General features: G+C 71.1%; 20 protein-coding genes. 15 read left to right on the forward strand and 5 right to left on the reverse strand.

Annotated elements, in window-relative coordinates; genetic code table 11:
- The first annotated feature begins 4 nt into the window (after positions 1–4).
- From PYR91_RS32040 to PYR91_RS32050, 3 genes are all read left to right on the forward strand, one after another.
- Positions 5–418 carry a roadblock/LC7 domain-containing protein gene (locus PYR91_RS32040; protein WP_347943838.1) on the forward strand — a complete coding sequence of 138 codons (414 nt, stop codon included), beginning with the start codon at positions 5–7 and terminating at the stop codon, positions 416–418.
- A gap of 173 nt (positions 419–591) precedes the next feature.
- Complete coding sequence (locus PYR91_RS32045) at positions 592–900, forward strand: DUF742 domain-containing protein (RefSeq protein ID WP_279786065.1); 309 nt, start codon at positions 592–594, stop codon at positions 898–900.
- Positions 881–1,477: an ATP/GTP-binding protein gene (locus PYR91_RS32050; protein WP_279785939.1), complete on the forward strand. Its 597-nt coding sequence runs from the start codon at positions 881–883 to the stop codon at positions 1,475–1,477. The genes PYR91_RS32045 and PYR91_RS32050 overlap by 20 nt, the downstream gene beginning before the upstream one ends.
- 49 nt (positions 1,478–1,526) lie before the next feature.
- Here PYR91_RS32050 and PYR91_RS32055 read toward each other — a convergent pair whose 3' ends face one another.
- From PYR91_RS32055 to PYR91_RS32075, 5 genes are all read right to left on the reverse strand, one after another.
- Entirely contained in the window at positions 1,527–2,531 is a 1,005-nt protein-coding gene (locus PYR91_RS32055; protein WP_279785941.1) for a methyltransferase, read from the reverse strand.
- Positions 2,532–2,616: 85 nt separating this feature from the next.
- A complete protein-coding gene (locus tag PYR91_RS32060) occupies positions 2,617–3,405 on the reverse strand; it encodes an ABC transporter ATP-binding protein (protein WP_279785943.1) in 789 nt (262 codons plus the stop codon).
- Positions 3,406–3,440: 35 nt separating this feature from the next.
- Complete coding sequence (locus tag PYR91_RS32065; protein ID WP_279785945.1) at positions 3,441–4,298, reverse strand: ABC transporter permease; 858 nt, start codon at positions 4,296–4,298, stop codon at positions 3,441–3,443.
- On the reverse strand, positions 4,295–5,068 hold the full coding sequence (locus tag PYR91_RS32070) for an ABC transporter permease subunit (RefSeq protein ID WP_279785947.1): 774 nt from the start codon (positions 5,066–5,068) through the stop codon (positions 4,295–4,297). Before PYR91_RS32070 ends, PYR91_RS32065 begins: the two co-directional genes overlap by 4 nt.
- A complete protein-coding gene (locus PYR91_RS32075) occupies positions 5,065–6,066 on the reverse strand; it encodes an ABC transporter substrate-binding protein (RefSeq protein ID WP_279785949.1) in 1,002 nt (333 codons plus the stop codon). The genes PYR91_RS32070 and PYR91_RS32075 overlap by 4 nt, the downstream gene beginning before the upstream one ends.
- A 430-nt stretch (positions 6,067–6,496) precedes the next feature.
- On the opposite strand from PYR91_RS32075, the gene PYR91_RS32080 reads away from it, so the two are divergent.
- The 12 genes from PYR91_RS32080 to lepB (PYR91_RS32135) all read left to right on the forward strand — a co-directional run bounded on the left by PYR91_RS32080 (position 6,497) and on the right by lepB (PYR91_RS32135) (position 17,580).
- The gene (locus PYR91_RS32080; RefSeq protein WP_279785951.1) at positions 6,497–9,652 is read left to right on the forward strand and encodes a nitrate- and nitrite sensing domain-containing protein; all 3,156 of its coding nucleotides are present in this window, start codon (positions 6,497–6,499) and stop codon (positions 9,650–9,652) included.
- On the forward strand, positions 9,649–10,071 hold the full coding sequence (locus PYR91_RS32085; RefSeq protein WP_279785953.1) for a roadblock/LC7 domain-containing protein: 423 nt from the start codon (positions 9,649–9,651) through the stop codon (positions 10,069–10,071). Before PYR91_RS32080 ends, PYR91_RS32085 begins: the two co-directional genes overlap by 4 nt.
- 5 nt (positions 10,072–10,076) lie before the next feature.
- Positions 10,077–10,466: a DUF742 domain-containing protein gene (locus PYR91_RS32090; protein ID WP_279786066.1), complete on the forward strand. Its 390-nt coding sequence runs from the start codon at positions 10,077–10,079 to the stop codon at positions 10,464–10,466.
- On the forward strand, positions 10,447–11,028 hold the full coding sequence (locus PYR91_RS32095; RefSeq protein ID WP_279785955.1) for an ATP/GTP-binding protein: 582 nt from the start codon (positions 10,447–10,449) through the stop codon (positions 11,026–11,028). The genes PYR91_RS32090 and PYR91_RS32095 overlap by 20 nt, the downstream gene beginning before the upstream one ends.
- Positions 11,029–11,156: 128 nt before the next feature.
- Positions 11,157–12,719 carry a signal recognition particle protein gene (gene ffh / locus PYR91_RS32100; protein ID WP_279785957.1) on the forward strand — a complete coding sequence of 521 codons (1,563 nt, stop codon included), beginning with the start codon at positions 11,157–11,159 and terminating at the stop codon, positions 12,717–12,719.
- Between the two features lie 272 nt (positions 12,720–12,991).
- Positions 12,992–13,453, forward strand: coding sequence for a 30S ribosomal protein S16 (rpsP, locus tag PYR91_RS32105; RefSeq protein WP_279785959.1), 462 nt, complete (start codon positions 12,992–12,994; stop codon positions 13,451–13,453).
- 1 nt (position 13,454) lies between these two features.
- Positions 13,455–13,697: an RNA-binding protein gene (locus PYR91_RS32110; protein ID WP_279785961.1), complete on the forward strand. Its 243-nt coding sequence runs from the start codon at positions 13,455–13,457 to the stop codon at positions 13,695–13,697.
- Positions 13,698–13,922: 225 nt separating this feature from the next.
- The gene (gene rimM, locus PYR91_RS32115) at positions 13,923–14,438 is read left to right on the forward strand and encodes a ribosome maturation factor RimM (protein ID WP_279785962.1); all 516 of its coding nucleotides are present in this window, start codon (positions 13,923–13,925) and stop codon (positions 14,436–14,438) included.
- Between the two features lie 97 nt (positions 14,439–14,535).
- Positions 14,536–15,321, forward strand: coding sequence for a tRNA (guanosine(37)-N1)-methyltransferase TrmD (gene trmD / locus PYR91_RS32120; protein ID WP_279785965.1), 786 nt, complete (start codon positions 14,536–14,538; stop codon positions 15,319–15,321).
- A gap of 163 nt (positions 15,322–15,484) precedes the next feature.
- Positions 15,485–15,850: a 50S ribosomal protein L19 gene (rplS, locus tag PYR91_RS32125; RefSeq protein WP_279785967.1), complete on the forward strand. Its 366-nt coding sequence runs from the start codon at positions 15,485–15,487 to the stop codon at positions 15,848–15,850.
- Between the two features lie 171 nt (positions 15,851–16,021).
- On the forward strand, positions 16,022–16,897 hold the full coding sequence (gene lepB / locus PYR91_RS32130) for a signal peptidase I (protein WP_279785969.1): 876 nt from the start codon (positions 16,022–16,024) through the stop codon (positions 16,895–16,897).
- Positions 16,894–17,580, forward strand: coding sequence for a signal peptidase I (gene lepB / locus PYR91_RS32135; protein WP_279785971.1), 687 nt, complete (start codon positions 16,894–16,896; stop codon positions 17,578–17,580). Before lepB (PYR91_RS32130) ends, lepB (PYR91_RS32135) begins: the two co-directional genes overlap by 4 nt.
- The last annotated feature ends 115 nt before the right edge of the window (positions 17,581–17,695 follow it).

Consider the following 17,695-nt stretch of genomic DNA (forward strand, 5'->3'; position numbering starts at 1 on the left):
GGAGCTGAGCCAGGCCGCTCGTGGCGTCAACTGGCTGATCACCGACTTCGTGAACAACGTCCCTGGCGTCGCTCACACCGTCGTGGTCTCCGCCGACGGGCTGCCGCTGGCCTACTCAGAGGGTTTCCCCAAGGACCGGGCCGATCAGCTCGCGGCGGTGGCCGCGGGGTTGATCAGCCTGACGCAGGGGGCCTCGCGGGTGTTCGAGGGCGGCGCCGTCACGCAGACGGTCGTGGAGATGCAGCGCGGGTTGCTGTTGATCATGTCGATCAGTGATGGTTCGTGTCTGGCCGTTCTGGCCGCGCCCGACTGCGACATGGGTCTGGTGGCCTACCAGATGACCCTGTTGGTCGAGCGTGCCGGTCAGGTGCTGACCCCGGCCGTACGCGCCGAACTCCAGGCGTCTCAACCGCGATGAGACGCCGATGAGAGGAGGACGCCGTGGCACGCCGTGGCTGGACAGACGACGGTGACCCGTTGAGCGGGGGCACCGCCTACCCGTCGATGGAGGACCCCCGCCGGTTCCCCGGCTCGGCCCCCGTGCCGCTGCCGGAGCCGGTCGAGCAGAGTTCGCTGGTGCGCCCCTACGCCATGACCGGCGGCCGCACCGCACCGCGGACCTCGCTCGCCCTGGAGGCGCTGGTGTCCTCCTCCACCTCGGTACACCACGACCTGTCCTCCCTCCCCCCCGAGAAGCAGGCGATCAGCACGCTGTGCCGCCAGGTGCGGTCGGTCGCCGAGATCGCCGCGCTGCTGCGCATGCCTCTGGGCGTGGCTCGTGTCGTCATCGCGGACATGGCCGGCGAGGGGCTGATCCAGGTGCACCAGCCGCAACTCGATACCGGGAAGCCGGATCTCAACCTGCTCGAAAGGGTTCTCAGTGGACTTCGCAGGCTCTAGCCGCGGCGCGGCGCTGACGTCGACGAAGATCGTCGTCGCTGGAGGCTTCGGCGTCGGCAAGACCACGTTCGTGGGAGCGGTCTCGGAGATCGTGCCGCTGACCACCGAAGCGGTCATGACCGACGCCAGCGCCGGCATCGACGACCTGGGTCTGACTCCGCACAAGACCACGACCACCGTGGCGATGGACTTCGGCCGGGTGTCGCTGGACCAGGATCTGATCCTGTACCTGTTCGGCACGCCGGGTCAGCACAGGTTCTGGTTCATGTGGGACGACCTGGTGCGCGGCGCCATCGGAGCCGTCGTGCTGGTCGACACCCGGCGGCTGGCCGACTGCTTCCCCGCCATCGACTACTTCGAAGAGGCGCAGCTTCCGTTCGTGGTCGGCATCAACGGCTGGGACGGCAACTACGCCCACGCCGACGAGGAGGTGCGCGAGGCGCTGACGCTGGCCCCGCACATCCCCCTGGTGCGCACCGACGCCCGCTCGCGCGACTCGGTGAAGAACACCCTGATCGCCCTGGTGGAGCACGCCCTGACGATGCGGGTGGCGGTCCCCGGCTGGGGAGGCCGCTGAGCCTCCGGCCGGGAACCGCCGCCGGCGCGGCGACGCGCCGGGAGACCGGTCAGGCCGGTCGTGCCTCGACCAGGCTGGCGTTGAAGGGCAGCGGGGTCACGCCCGTCACCGTCAGCCCGGCCTTCTCCAGCAGCACCGTGTACTCCGACCTGCTGCGCTCCCGCCCCTGCCCGAACAGGCTGAGCATGCGCATGTCGAGGTCCTTGCCGAAGTGCGGCCGGTCGTCGTCGGGCAGCACCATCTCCACCAGCAGCACCCGGCCCTCCCGCGGCACGGCGGCCCGCACCACGCTGAGGATGGTCAGCGCGCTGGCCTCGTCCCAGTTGTGCACGACGCTGCCCAGCAGGTAGGCGTCGGCGCCCTCGGGCACCGAGGCGAAGAAGTCGCCCTCCACGAACTCGCAGCGGTCGCTCAGCCCCCACGAGGCGAAGGCCTCCCGCGCGTCGGCCAGCACGTGCGGCAGCTCCAGCAGCACGCCGCGCAGCTCCGGGTTGGCGCGCAGCACGGCCGCGAGGATGTGGCCGCGACCGCCGCCCACGTCCACCACCTCGCGCATCGAGCCGAAGTCGTACCGGCTCGCCACCCCCTCGGCCATCGGCACGGCCCGGTTGGTCATGTAGTTGTTGAAGAGCTGGGCCAGCTCGGGGTGGTGCGGCATGTAGTCGTACAGGTGGCCGTTGTCCTCCACCCAGGCCGAGCGCCCGGTCCGCACCGTCTTCGTCAGCTGGGCCAGCGCGGGGGCCAGCAGCGGGTCGGTGTTGAACAGCACGCCGCTGCGCAGGGACAGCGGAGCGTCGGCGCGCAGCATCGCACCGGCCTCGGTGAGCGCGTAGGAGTCCTCGCCCACCGTCTCCACCAGCCCGACGGACGCCAGCGTGCGCATCAGCCTGCTCAGCGAGGGGGCGTGCGCGTCGCACCGAGCGGCCAGCTCGGCGACGCTGAGCGGGCCGTCCGCCAGGTGCTCGGCGCAGTCCAGCTCCACCATGCTCCGCATCGCAGCCGTCCGCCAGGAGCCGCGGAGCACGTCCCAGATGACGCTCGCGGGGTCGGTCATGTGTCCTCCAGTCATCAGATTCATCGGCATACCGCGGCACCGCGCACGAACCGGGGTCCGTGCGCGGGCCGGGAAGTGAGGCGGGTCAGGCGGCGGACTCGCCGTCGGACGGGTGGCCCTTGGCGCGCACCAGGCGCCCGACCTCGGCGCGCAGGTGGACGAAGGCCGGCAGCTCCCGCGTCGCGATCTGGTCGCGGGGGAAGGGCAGCCCGACCGGAAGCTCGGCCGCGACCCTGGCCGGCGCCCCGGTGAGCACGACGACCCGGTCGCCGACGTAGACGCTCTCGTCGATGTCGTGCGTGATCAGCAGGACGGTCATGCGGTGGTGCTCGCGCACCTTGAGGACCAGGTCCTCCAGGTCCTCACGGGTCTGGGCGTCGACCGAGCCGAAGGGCTCGTCCATGAGCAGCAGGGCGGGGCGGTAGGCCAGCGCGCGGGCGATGGCCACCCGCTGCTGCATCCCGCCGGACAGCTCCCACGGGTACTTGGCCGCGGCGCCGGTCAGGCCGACCTCCTCCAGCGCCTCCGCCGCCGCTCGCCGCCGCGCCGCGCGGTCCATGCCGCGGCGGCGCAGCGGCAGGGCCACGTTGTCCACGACGGACATCCACGGGAACAGCGAGCGGCTGTAGTCCTGGAAGACGACGGCCAGATCGCCCGGCGTGTCGGCCACCGCCACGTCCCCGACGTGGATGTGGCCCTCGGTGGGCCTGATGAGCCCGGCGATCGAACGCAGCAGGGTGGACTTGCCGCAGCCGGAGGGGCCCACGACGCACACCAGCTCCCCTTCGGCGACCTTCAGGTCGATGCCGCCGAGGGCCCGGTGGGCCTTCGGGCCGGTGCCGTAGGTGTGGTGCAGGTTGACGACATCGAGCACGGTGTTCCTCTGTTCTCCTCAGTTCGGCCGACGCCTCAGGATGTCTGCCGGGCGCCCCGGTGCCAAGAAAGCAGGTGTCTCTCGGCGACGAGGAACGACGTGTTCAGCACGTAGCCCAGGATGCTGAGGACGACGATGGCGCCCCACATCGCGGACATGTCGAACGTCTGCTGGTTGTACATGATCTGGTAGCCGATGCCGGCGCTGCTGCCGACCAGCTCCGACACCACCATCAGGACGACGGCGAGCGAGAGGCTGAGGCGCAGCCCGGCGAAGATCTTCGGCGCGGACGAGGGCAGCACGATGCGCAACAGCCGCTGCGTCCTGCTCAGCCTGAACACCTGCGCGGTGTCGGTGTGGATCCGGTCGACGTAACGCGCGCCGTCGATGCTGTTGATCAGGATGGGCCAGACCACGCCGTAGGCGATGGTGGCCACCTGCATCTTGTTGCCCAGGTCCAGAAGCACGATGAACAGCGGGATCAGCGCGGTCGGCGGCACGGCCCGGCCGAACTCGATCACCGGGTCGACGTAGTCGGCGAGCCTGCGGGAGCGTCCGACCGCCACCCCGAGCGCGATGCCGGCGACGCAGGCCAGCAGCCACCCGCCGAACAGCCGCCCCAGGCTCGGCGGGAAGGTGTCCAGCGCCTGCTCGGTCAGGAACAGGCTGGACGCGGGCCCGGTCAGCCACAGCTCGTACATGCGCGCCGCGATCTGGGACGGCGGCGGGAAGTAGACCGACTCGGCGTTGCGGGTGGCCAGCTCCCAGGCGGCGATGGCGGGTGGAACGAGCCACACCCGGGCCAGCACCGACCACAGGGACGCGCGCAGGCGCGGCGCGGGCCGCGAGGGGGTCTCGCGCCGTGGCCTGACGGGGGCGGTCGTGGCGCTCACAGCTCGCCCACCGCCCGCACCGCGTGCCACCGGAAGGCCCTGCGCTGCAGGTTGACCAGCAGGAGGTTGGCCACCAGGCCGAGGACTCCGGTCCACAGCACCGCGGCCAGGATCAGGTCGGTGCGCAGGCCCGAGCCCGCGCGGATCATGAAGACGCCGAGCCCGCCCTCGCCGCCGGCCAGCAGCTCGGCGCTGACCGTGACGATGAAGGCGACCGAGGACGCCAGGCGGATCCCCGTCATGACGAAAGGCGCCGCGCTCGGCAGCGACACCCGGCCGAGGATGGCGAGCGTGCCGAAGCCGAAGCTGCGCAGCGTCTCCTTGGCCAGGGGGTCGACGTCGCGCAGGCCGTACATGGTGTTGATGAGCAGCGGCCAGGACGCCGCGTAGACGACCGCGATGATCTTCGCGGCCTCGCCGGAGGGGACCAACAGGGTGACGAGGGGAAGCAGTGCGATCGAGGGGATCGGGCGGAGGAACTCCACCAGGGGGCGGGCCGACAGCTCCGCCCGGGGAAGGTTGCCGAGCATCAGGCCGAGCGGGACGGCGAGCAGGACGGCGATGAGCAGGCCCATCGCCCACACCCGCAGCGTCACGAGCAGGTCGGCGGTGAACTCCGGGTCCCAGGGGAGCTGGACCGCCTCCGCCAGGATCGTCGACATGCGGGGGAGCAGGGCGGGGTCGATCAGCCCCGTTCTCCCGGCGAGCTCTGCCATGATCATGAGACCCGCGGCGCCGGCGGCGCCGCGGGCTGCTCGGCGAACACTCATTGAGGCAGCGGGACCAGCAGCGGGGTGACGTCCAGCGACTCCTGCAGGTACCCGAACTCCTGCATGAGGTCGGCGACGCGCTGGATCCGCGTCCCGTTGAGGGTGGTCGGGAACGCGCCCATGCCGATGACCGAGGCGTCGGCCGCGCTGATCTCGGTGTAGGACAGCAGGGCCTTCTCCACCTCCTTGCGGTCGGAGGCGGCGATCTGCTGGCCCTTGATGTACGCGCGCTGGAACGCGGCGGCGGTCTTGGGGTTGGCTTCGGCCCACTTCTTGGTGACGGTCCAGCCGGCGATGGGGAAGTCGGCCATCGCGCCGGTCATGGTGTCGGCGATCTTCCTGGCGCCGTTGGCCTTCTGCACGGCGGTCGCGAACGGCTCGGTGATCCAGGCCGCGTCGACGTTGCCCGAGGCCAGGTTGGCGGGCATGTCGGGGAAGGCCATGGGCTTGAACGTCACGTCCTTCTGCCTGTCGAGTCCGGCCGTGCGCAGCACGTAGCCGGTGGCCAGCTCGCCGATGCTGTTGACGGCGGGGACCGCGATGGTGGCGCCCTTGAGCTGCTTGACCTCCTTGATGGGGGAGTCCTTGGGCACGACCAGGAGGAAGATGTCGGGCTTGGCCTCGAAGGCGTCGGCGAGGAAGCGGAACTCGCCGCCCTTCTTGGCCTGGACGTTCAAGATGGCGAAGTAGTTGCCGAGGATCATGTCCAGGCTGCCGCCCAGCAGGCCGGGGACGGCGAGGGCGCTGCTCTGCAGCGGCTGGATCTTGACGTCCAGACCTTCCTGCGCGAAGTATCCCTTGGCCTTGGCGATGTGGATGCCGGCGGAGTCCGGGATGGGGAGGGCACCGATCGTGATCGTGGTCTTCTCCAGGCCTCCGGCGTTCGCCTGGCCGGTGGGGGAGGCCGAGTCGGTGTTCGAGCCGCCGCACGCCGCGAGCGCCAGCGCCAGAACGGCCGCCGTGCCGACGATGAGGGTACGACCCCTAAGTCGTCTCATTGGAAGGTGTCCTTATTGGGTAGCAGGGGGGAAGGTGTGACTACCGTGACTGATGGGACGAGTTGACAGGCGGTCATGAAGCCTAGCGGAGGAAGATCGGCGAATACATGACGAAGTCGTCTATGGTAGGAAAACTCGTGATATGTCCTGTTTGTGCGGTATGTTAAACGGTGTGACTTGGTGTGTATTGACGCACTGTAAATATCGATTTCGGGTTTCGCCAGTCTCCGCGTGGTCCCATGGCGACGAACATCAGCCCCGGCCCATGAACTGGTTCGTTTACCCGAATAATGAACTGGACCGCTCCAAATAGCGATAGTGGTTGGTCGATCTCCTAGGCTTGTGCTCCAATTGCTCCCCTGACTTCCCATGTGTCACACCAGCACATCGCCTTCCCCCCACGCAGAACAGCCGCGAGAGGTTGCGACCAGTGAGGACAGCAACAGTCGAGAGCGGTCGCCGCGCCATGCCGGACGCAGCCCCACCTTCCGCCGAGCCGGACGCGCAGGCGCCTCCCCCGGGCGGACCGAGGAAGAAGTCCACGGCCCTGCGCAACTGGCGCGTGCGCACCCGCCTCATCGCGCTCATCCTGGTTCCCACGCTGGTCGCCGTCCTGCTCGGCGGGCTGCGGGTGGCGACCTCCATCCAGAGCGCCGCGGACTACGAACGCGTGCGTACGGTGGCGGAGTTCGGCATCAACCTCGCCGACCTGGTCCACGAGCTCGACCTGGAGCGTGACCTCGCGGCCCGTTACGTCGCCAACGGCCGCCGCGGCACCCAGGCCCGGCTCCTCATCACCGACCAGCAGAACGCCGTCGACGCCGCCGCCCAGATCGTCGCCGACCGCAGGGAGACGGTCGAACCGGCGCTCGGCGACATCGGCCGCCAGGCGCTGGTGCGCGTGCTCGACCGGCTCGCCGCCCTGCGCGGGCTGCGCCAGACCGTCGGCGACTCACAGCTCCCGCCGCTGCCGTCGTTCCAGAAGTACAACCTCGTCATCGACGACATCATGATCCTCTCCGACGAGGCGGCCCGCGGCGGGTCGGACGAGACGCTCAACGCCCGCGCCGCGGCGCTGGCCTCCCTCGCCAGGGCGGCCGAGCAGGCGTCGCGTCAGCGCGGCCTCATGACGGTCGCGCTCACCTCCCGCCAGTTCGGCGACGCCGAGCTGGTCGCGTTCAACACGGCCCGCGCCCAGCAGGCCAGCGAGCTCGGCGTGTTCCAGTTCCGCGCCGGGCCCGCCGAGCGCCAGCGCTACTCCGACACCGTCACCGGCCCGCTGATCGACCGCGCGGCCGGGCTCGTCGAGCGCGTGCTGGTCCTGACCAGGGAGCGCGCCGAGCTCGCCAACCTCAGCGGAGGGGCCGGCAGCGACGTCGACTACTGGTTCGAGGCCGCCGGCGACGGGCTCGACCGCATGCAGGTCGTCCAGCGGGAGATCGGGCGCAGCGTCGTCGACCGGGCCGCCGAGCTGGCCCGCGACGAGCAGCGGCAGGCCGCCGTCAACATCGGCGTCGTGGCCCTGCTGCTCATCCTGGTGCTGGTCATCACCACCGTCATGGCGCGGTCCCTGGTCACCCCGCTGCGCCGCCTGCGCCGCGAGGCCCTGGAGATCGCCGGTCGCCGCCTGCCCGAGCTGGTGCAGAAACTGCGCGAGTCCGAGAGTGCCGCGGGACCGCCCGAGGTGCGGCCCATCGGCGTGACCTCGACCGACGAGGTGGGCGAGGTCGCCCGGGCCTTCGACGAGGTCCACCGCGAGGCGATCCGCCTGGCGAGCGACGAGGCACAGCTGCGCAGCAACGTCAGCGCCATGTTCGTCAACCTCTCGCGCAGGACGCAGACGCTCGTCGAGCGGCAGATCACGCTCATCGACGGCCTGGAGCAGGGCGAGCAGGACGACAACCGGCTCGGCGACCTGTTCCGCCTGGACCACCTGGCCACCCGCATGCGCCGCAACAGTGAGAACCTGCTGGTCCTCGCCGGGCAGGAGCCCGCGCGGCGGTGGAGCCAGCCGGTGCCGCTGCTGGACGTCACCCGGGCGTCGCTGTCGGAGGTGGAGAACTACGAGCGGGTGGCGATGCACGTCCCCGCCGGCGTCTCCATCGCGGGCCAGGCGGTGAACGACGTCATCCACCTGCTGGCCGAGCTGGTCGAGAACGCCATCTCCTTCTCGCCGCGGGAGACCCGCGTCACGATGTCGGCCAACCGCATCGACGGCGGCGGGGTGATGATCTCCATCACCGACGCCGGCATCGGCATGACCGACGAGGAGCTCGCCCAGACCAACTGGCGCCTGGCCAACCCGCCGGTCGTAGACGTCGCGGTCTCGCGGCGCATGGGCCTGTTCGTGGTCGGCCGCCTCGCGCTGCGCAACGGCATCCGCGTGCAGCTCCGGCGGCACGACGGCGGCGGGCTGACCGCGATGGTGCTGCTGCCCGAGGCGCTCATGGGCATGCCCGCCCACCCCGGGGCGGGCGCCGCTCCGGCCGGGCAGCCCTCCTTCGAAGGATCGGCCACCCCCGCCTGGGCGGCGACGTCGGGACGGCCCGCGGCGCAGGGCGCGTTCGCGGCGGCGGGCCAGGCGGGCGTCTTCGGCTCCAACGGCGCGGGGCCGAACGGCATGGGCCCGATGGGCCCGACGACCGGAGGCGGCTTCGGCGGCCCGCCCGGCGGCGGTTTCGGCGGTCCCGCCACGGGCCCGGGAGGGTACGGCGGCCCGGCGACCGGCGGCGGTCGCCACGGCGGCTTCGACGGCCCCACGATGGGGACCGATGCCTTCGGCGGTCCGGCTACGGGCTCGGGAGGTTTCGGCGGGTCCGCGACCGGTCCTGGCGGTTACGGCGGCCCTCCCGGCGGTTACGGCGGTCCTCCCGGCGGTTACGGCGGCCCGCCCGGCGGGGGCGGCGGTTACGGCGGCCCTCCGACCGGCCCGGGCGGCCCGTCCACGGGCAACTTCGGCGGCCCGCCCACCGGCCCTCGCGACCCCGGCGGGCCCGCGGGCCCGCCGACCGGTCCGCACAGGTTCGGCGGCCCGTCGTCCGGCCCCGTGGGGCCGGGCGCCGGCAACGACCTGCCGGTGCGGCTGCGGCCCCGGCGGTACGAGTCGCCCGAGGGCGACGCGGCCACCGGCCCGCTGCCCGCCGTGCGCACCTCTCCCATGGAACAGGAGGAGGAGTATTTGCCGATCTTCGCGTCCGTCGAGTCGGCATGGTTCCGGCGCGCCGACCCCCAGCAGGAGGCCGAGCAGGCGGCGCAACCCGGCTGGCAGGAGGGCGCCGCGGACGCCGGCTGGCAGGCCGCGGCGGTCGTCAAGGAACCGGTGCGTGACGGAACCACCCAGGCCGGCCTGCCCAAACGCGTCCCCAAGGCCAACCTGGTGCCCGGATCGGCGGGCGCCTCCCAGGCCGCGCAGAGCCCGGTCCCTTCGATGCCCCCGCTCTCGCCCGACCGGGCGCGCAGCCGGCTGTCGAGCTTCCAGCAGGGCATCCGGCAGGGCCGCGCGGTCGCGCGCGGCGAGCTCAGTGAGGACGACGTGGCGTTCAACCCCGACCCGCGGCGCGTGCATGGTGACAAGGAGGACAAGTGAGGGAGCTTAGCCAGGCGGCCCGAGGGATCAACTGGCTCATCACCGACTTCGTCCGGGGAGTGCCCGGCGTGGCCCACACGGTGGTGGTGTCCTCCGACGGGCTGCCGCTGGCCTACTCGGACGGTTTCCCCAAGGACCGGGCCGATCAGCTCGCGGCGGTGGCCGCGGGGTTGATCAGCCTGACGCAGGGGGCCTCGCGGGTGTTCGAGGGCGGCGCCGTCACGCAGACGGTCGTGGAGATGCAGCGCGGGCTGTTGCTGATCATGTCGATCAGTGATGGTTCGTGTCTGGCGGTGCTGGCCGCGCCCGACTGCGACATGGGTCTGGTGGCCTACCAGATGACGCTGATGGTCGAGCGTGCCGGTCAGGTGCTGACCCCGGCCGTGCGCGCCGAGCTTCAGGCGTCGTCGCCGCGGTGACCTCCATGGGCGGCCCCGGCTCGGGCTGGGAGGACGGCTTACGGCCCTACCAACAGGAGCCCGCCTCGCCGGTGCGGCCGTTCACCGTCACCGGCGGCCGCTCGGCGCCGCGGACGCACTTGGCCATGGAGACGTTGGTGCATTCCACCATTCCGCCTTATCAAGATGTATCCGGGCTGATTCCGGAATATCAGGCGATTAACACTCTCTGCCGTCAGGTGCGCTCCGTCGCCGAGATCTCCGCGCTCCTTCACGTTCCGCTGGGAGTGGCGCGCGTGCTGATATCCGATATGGCGGCCGAGGGGTACGTGCAGCTCCACCAGCCGCAGCTCGAAGCGGGTAAGCCGGATTCGAACTTGCTCGAAAGGGTTCTCAGTGGACTTCGCAGGCTCTAGTGGCCCGCTCACGTCGACGAAGATCGTCGTGGCGGGGGGTTTCGGCGTCGGGAAGACGACGTTCGTGGGAGCGGTCTCGGAGATCGTGCCGCTGACCACCGAGGCGGTCATGACCGACGCCAGCGCCGGCATCGACGACCTCGGTCTGACACCGCGAAAGACGACGACGACGGTCGCCATGGACTTCGGCCGGGTGTCGCTGGACCAGGATCTGATCCTCTACCTGTTCGGCACGCCCGGCCAGCACAGGTTCTGGTTCATGTGGGACGACCTGGTGCGCGGCGCCATCGGAGCCGTCGTGCTGGTCGACACCCGGCGGCTGGCCGACTGCTTCCCCGCCATCGACTACTTCGAAGAGGCCAAGCTGCCGTTCGTCATCGGGCTGAACGGGTGGGAGGGCGAGCACGCCTACGGCGAGGAGGAGGTGCGCGAGGCCCTCAGCATCTCCCCGCACATCCCGATCGTCCGCACCGACGCCCGCAAGCGTGACCTGGTGAAGGGCACGCTGATCTCCCTGGTGGAGCACGCGCTGACGATGCGGGTGTCCGTGCCGGGCCGGTAGACCCGCGGCACGGATCGGCCGGGCCGTCGCTCGAAGCGCGTGGGCGGCGCGCGGAGCGGATAGGCTGGGAGGTCGAGTCGCACACGCAAGACCCCGGACGACCCGTAGCGCAGAGGCTGGCCAATCACGTGTTCGAGACGCTTTCCGACCGGCTGACATCGGTCTTCTCCTCCCTCAGGTCCAAGGGGAGGCTCTCCGACGCGGACATCGACGCGACCTGCCGAGAGATCCGCATCGCCCTTCTCGAGGCCGACGTGGCGCTGCCCGTCGTCAAGGACTTCGTGTCCCATGTCAGGGAGCGCGCCCGCGGATCGGAGGTCTCCCAGGCACTCAACCCCGCCCAGCAGGTCGTCAAGATCGTCAACGACGAGCTGGTGCAGATCCTGGGCGGCGAGACCCGGCGGCTGCGGTTCGCCAAGACCCCGCCCACGGTCATCATGCTCGCGGGCCTCCAGGGCGCCGGCAAGACCACGCTGGCCGGCAAGCTGGCCCGCTGGCTGCGCGAGCAGGGCCACGCCCCGCTCCTGGTCGCCGCCGACCTCCAGCGGCCCAACGCCGTGCAGCAGCTCCAGGTGGTCGGCGAGCGCGCGCAGGTCGCGGTGCACGCCCCCGAGCCCGGCAACGGCGTCGGCGACCCCGTCGCGGTGGCCCGCGGGTCGATCGACCACGCCAAGCGCCGCCAGCACGACATCGTCATCATCGACACCGCCGGCCGCCTCGGCATCGACCAGGAGCTGATGAAGCAGGCCGCGGACATCCGCGACGCCGTCAGCCCCGACGAGGTCCTGTTCGTGGTCGACGCGATGATCGGCCAGGACGCCGTCACCACCGCCCAGGCGTTCATGGACGGCGTGGGCTTCGACGGCGTCGTGCTCACCAAGCTCGACGGCGACGCCCGAGGCGGCGCGGCCCTGTCGGTGCGGCACATCACCGGCCGCCCGATCATGTTCGCGTCCACCGGCGAGAAGCTCGAGGACTTCGACGCGTTCCACCCCGACCGCATGGCGTCCCGCATCCTCGACATGGGTGACATCCTCACCCTGATCGAGCAGGCGCAGCGCACGTTCGACGAGGGCGAGGCCGCCAAGATGGCGGGCAAGCTCGTCTCGGGCGACGGCTTCACGCTCGACGACTTCCTCGAGCAGATGATGATGGTCCGCAAGATGGGCCCGCTGAAGAACCTCCTGGGCATGATGCCCGGCATGGGGCAGATGCGCGATCAGCTCAACCAGGTCGACGAGCGCGATCTCGACCGCGTCGCCGCCATCATCCGCTCGATGACCCCGGCCGAGCGCGCCGAGCCCAAGATGATCAACGGCTCGCGGCGCGCCCGCATCGCCCGCGGCTCCGGCGTCACCGTCACCGAGGTCAACAACCTCGTCGTCCGCTTCTTCGACGCGCAGAAGATGATGCGCCAGATGGCCGGAGGCATGGGGCTGCCGGGCATGCCCGGCGGGCGCAAGGGCGGCAAGGCCGCCCAGAAGAAGGCCAAGAAGGGCCGCAGGGTCAGCGGCGACCCGCGCAAGGCCGCGCTCGGCAAGGCCGCCCCCGCGGCCGGTTCCGACGAGGCGCCCGCGCTGCCGCCCGGCCTGGGCGGGCTCGCCGGCCTCGGCGGCGGCAAGCTCCCGCCCGGTCTGGAGCTGCCCCCCGGCTTCGACCCCTCCAAGCTGCGCCTGCCCGGCCAGAAGTAGCCTCACCAGGGGCGGCACGCCTCGCATCGCCGCCCCGGCACCTCGTGCCGCGGCGGCGGCGCGCCTCCCGGGGCGCGTCGGCGGCCGCGCGTGCGCGTCGATTCGGCCTGAGGCCGGATCATCTGGCAGAATGTCATGTTGGTACATCGTGACCGCGGGCGCCCTCTAACCCCCGCGCGTTACGCCTGTCCCCGGGGCGGTCATTTCGTCGTGCCCCACTCGGCGAGACACCCGCCCACCCAAGCTTCGAAAGCCCAGGAGAGACCACACCCGTGGCAGTCAAGATCAAGCTCAAGCGGCTCGGCATGATCCGCAACCCGCAGTACCGCATCGTGGTGGCGGACAGCCGCACCAAGCGTGACGGCCGTGCGATCGAGGAGATCGGTCTTTACCACCCCAAGGAGAACCCGTCGTTCATCCAGGTGAACTCCGAGCGGGCGCAGTACTGGCTGGGTGTCGGCGCGCAGCCGACCGAGCCGGTGCTCAAGCTGTTCAAGCTGACCGGCGACTGGCAAAAGTTCAAGGGCGAGCCCGCCCCGCCGGCGATGCTGGTGGCCGAGCCCAAGCCCGACCGCCACGCCGCCTACGAGGCCGCCGCCAAGGAGACGCTCTCCAGCGACACCGGTGGCGGCGCCACCACGCCGCGCAAGGCCAGAAGGCCCGCCAAGACCGACGACACCGCCGCGACCCCGGCCGAGCCGGCCGCGGAGGAGAAGCCGGAAGGCGAGGCCTGAGGTGCTTGAGGAAGCCCTCGAGCATCTGGTCAAGGGCATCGTCGAACACCCCGACGAGGTTCTGGTCCGCCCCCGGCGCATCCGCACCGGGCGCGTCCTGGAGGTCCGGGTCCATCCCGAAGACCTCGGCAAGGTCATCGGCCGTGGCGGCCGTACGGCCAAGGCGTTGCGCACCGTCGTCAACGCCCTGGCCGACGGCAAGTACGTGCGGGTCGACCTGCTCGACCTGAACGAGGCCCGGTAAGACCGCGAGGCGCAAGCCTCTTCACAGGGGACCCCCGCGAGCCGGGCGGTCCCCTGTCGCGGTTTTCCCCCGCCTCGGCCCCGGGACGTCCGGCGCTCAGGCGCCGCGCCCCGGCGGGCGCGGACCCACGTCCGGGGCCGGCCGCCACGCGGCCGGCGCCTGGGCGGCGCACGAATCGAACTCACGGGCTCCACGGGAGCCCCGGACTCTTGGAGGAACGGCGAGGTGCAGCTTGTCGTCGGCCGGATCGGCCGCCCGCACGGCATCCGGGGCGAGGTGACGGTCGAGGTGCGCACCGACGCCCCCGAGTCGCGTTTCACCCTCGGGGCGTCGCTCGCGACCGACCCGCCGGCCACGGGTCCCCTCGTCGTCGAGAGCCTGCGCTGGCACAAGAGCGCGCTGCTGCTGCGCTTCGCCGGCGTGGCGGGCCGGGAGCAGGCCGAGGAGCTGCGCGGCACCCTGCTCGTCGTCGACTCCGCCGACATCCCGCCGCCCGACGACCCCGACGAGTTCCACGACCACCAGCTCATCGGCCTGTCGGTGGTCACCGTCGGCGGCGAGGCCGTCGGCGAGGTGGTGGAGATCCTGCACCACGGCCAGGACCTGCTGGTCGTCCGGCGCCCCACCGGCGAGGTGCTGGTGCCGTTCGTGAAGGCCCTGGTGCCGGAGGTCGACCTCGACGCCAAGCGCCTGGTCGTCGACCCCCCGCCGGGCCTGCTCGACCCGGACGAGACGCTCTGATGGACCCGATGGACCTGACGAACCTGACGGACCTGTCGGAGGCCACGGCACGGGTCCGGCCGCACGCCACGGCCGCGAACCCGGGAGGGCGGTGAGCATGCGCGTCGACATCATCTCGATCTTCCCCGAGTACTTCGCCCCGCTCGACGTCTCGCTGCTTGGCAAGGCGCGGCAGCGCGGGCTGCTCGACATCCGGGTGCACCAGCTGCGCGAGTGGACCCACGACGTGCACCGCACCGTGGACGACACCCCCTACGGCGGCGGTCCCGGCATGGTGATGAAACCCGAGCCGTGGGGCGAGGCCATCGACGCCGTCGTCGTGGGCGCGGAGATCCCGCCCCGGCTGGTCGTCCCCACGCCCAGCGGGCGGCCGTTCACCCAGCAGGTGGCCATCGAGTACGCCAAGGAGCCCTGGCTGCTGTTCGCCCCCGCTCGCTACGAGGGCATCGACTCGCGGGTCATGGCCGAGTACGGCTCCCGCCTGCGGGTCGACGAGGTCGGCATCGGCGACTACGTGCTGGCCGGGGGAGAGGCGGCGGTGCTGGTGATCGTCGAGGCCGTGGCCCGCCTGCTGCCCGGCGTGCTCGGCAACGCCGAGTCCGTCGCCGACGACTCCTTCGCCCCCGGGTCCATGGCGGGGCTGCTCGAAGGGCCCGTGTTCACCAAGCCCCCGGTGTGGCGCGGGCACGAGGTGCCGCCGATCCTGCTCTCGGGCAACCACGGGGCGATCGCGCGCTGGCGCCGCGACGAGGCGCTGCGCCGTACGGCCGCCAACCGGCCAGAACTCGCCGCGCGACTCGACCGGGAGGCCCTTGACAAGCGCGACCGCGAGGTCCTCCAGGACGCTTCGTTTCGCTTCCGGCCGGAAGATATGGCAAACTGAGTCGCTGCCGCCGACTACGTTTCATGGTCGGCGCGGCTGGCCCGGGTGGTAGGCCCGGCCTCCGAGACGTATTCAGCCCAGCGCTCGTGTCTTCCTCGTCGCCGTGCCTCAGGCGCGGCCGGGCGGACCTCCGGGCGCTCGCTTCGAATGAGGAACCGCTGTCATGCACACGCTGATCCAGGAGCTTGAGAAGACCTCGCTCCGCAGTGACATCCCGAGCTTCCGCCCGGGTGACACCCTTGAGGTCCACGTCCGCGTCGTCGAAGGCAACCGGTCCCGTATCCAGGTCTTCAAGGGCTTCGTGCTCCGCCGCCAGGGCGGTGGCATCCGCGAGACCTTCACCGTGCGCAAGGTGAGCTACGGCGTCGGCGTCGAGCGCACCTTCCCGGTGCACAGCCCGGTCATCGAGAAGATCGAGCTCGTGACCCGCGGCGACGTCCGCCGCGCCAAGCTCTACTACATGCGCGACCTGCGCGGCAAGGCCGCCCGCATCCGCGAGAAGCGCGACGCGCTTCCCACCGGCAAGTAGGCGCTCGCGCCCGGCCCGCACCCGAAAGGGATGCGGGCCATTTTGCTGATCCGCAAAGCGGCTCCGGCCTGGCCGAATACCGCCGGGAGGGCTACTTCGGCGACCGTTTATTCGATGCGATGACGAGTCGGCGACCCGCCGTGGAGCGGGCATCATCTAGGCTCGACAGCGATGACTAGCGATGGCCAGGGGGCCGGCGGTCCGCGCCGCCCCGTCGAGGACGAGGTAGACGTGGTCGCGGAAGACACGAAGCCAACAGCCAAGGACGGCAAGGAGAAAAAGGGATCCTTCTGGCGCGAGCTACCTGTTCTGGTGGTGGTCGCCCTCGTCCTGGCGCTCATCATCAAGAGCTTCGTGGTTCAGGCGTTCTACATCCCCTCCGAGTCGATGGAGGACACCCTGCTCGTCAACGACAGGGTGCTGGTCAACAAGCTCGTCTACCACACCCGTGACATCGAGCGTGGCGACATCGTGGTCTTCTCCGGCGTCGACTCCTGGGCCAGCGAGGTCGAGGTGCCCGAGCCCACCAACCCGGTCGCCGCCTTCTTCCGCTGGGTCGGCACCGCCTTCGGCGTGGTCCCCGGCGAGAAGGACTACATCAAACGGGTGATCGGCGTGCCGGGCGACACCGTGAAGTGCTGCGACCCCAAGGGCCGCGTCACCGTCAACGGCGTGGCGCTCGACGAGACCGCCTACCTCTACCCCGACGACCAGCCCTCGCAGAAGTTCTTCGAGATCAAGGTCCCGAAGGACCGCCTCTGGGTGATGGGCGACCACCGCTCGGTGTCCCTCGACTCACGCTCCCACCAGGGCGATCCCGGCGGCGGCACGATCGCGCGCGAGATGGTGGTCGGGCGGGCCTTCGTGATCGTCTGGCCGTTCTCACGGGCGTCGACGCTGCCCATCCCCGACACCTTCGGGCAGAGCGCGCTGAGGGCCGCGGGCGCGGTGGGCGGCGCGGCTCCGCTGCTGCTCGGCTTCGCGGCCGCGTTTCCCCTGATGGCCGTGCGCCGCCGGGTGCTCAAGGCGAGCATCCGTCCCCGATGACCGTCACCGGATCCGGCGACAAGGCCGGGAGCGACGTCACCGCGACCCCGCCCGGCCAGGGTGAGGCGGCCCCGGGCGAGCCGGAGCAGACCGCCGCCGCGCCCGGTGGCCCGCGCGAGCCGGGCGCGTCGAAGAAGTCCGGCTGGCGGGAGTCCGTGCTGCTGGTCTCCGTGGGCGTCGTGGCAGCCCTGCTCGTGCACTTCTTCGTGGTCGACTCCGTGTACATCCCGTCGGAGTCCATGGAGCAGACCCTGCTGATCAACGACAGGGTGGTGGTGGACAAGCTCTCCGGCGACGTCGGCCGCGGCGAGGTCGTGGTCTTCAAGGGCTGGGACGGCACCACCACGATCAAGCGTGTCATCGGCGTCGGCGGCGACCGCGTGAAGTGCTGCGACGCCCAGAAGCGCGTCACCGTCAACGGGGTGCCGCTGGACGAGGAGTCCTACCTCCATCCGCAGGACTTCCCCTCGCAGGAGAGGTTCGACGTCACCGTGCCGAAGGGGCGGCTGTGGCTGATGGGCGACCACCGCGCCTCCTCCGAGGACTCCCGCGCCTACCGGGACGACGGCTCACTCGGCACGATCTCCACCGACGACGTCGTGGGGAGGGCGTTCGCGCTCTACTGGCCGCTGTCCCGCATGGCCACGCTGCCCGTCCCAGAGACGTTCTCAAAGGTGCGATAACGTACCCCTCCCCGCGATTGGGGCGTAGGCTGGTGGCCATGGTCGCGCTCGCACCGCCGTACACCGGCCCCGAAGCCCGACCTTCCCCGCGGTGTCTCTCCCGGCGGCGGGTCGC

This window comes from Sphaerisporangium sp. TRM90804 (assembly GCF_029846175.1).
Lineage (GTDB): Bacteria > Actinomycetota > Actinomycetes > Streptosporangiales > Streptosporangiaceae > Sphaerisporangium.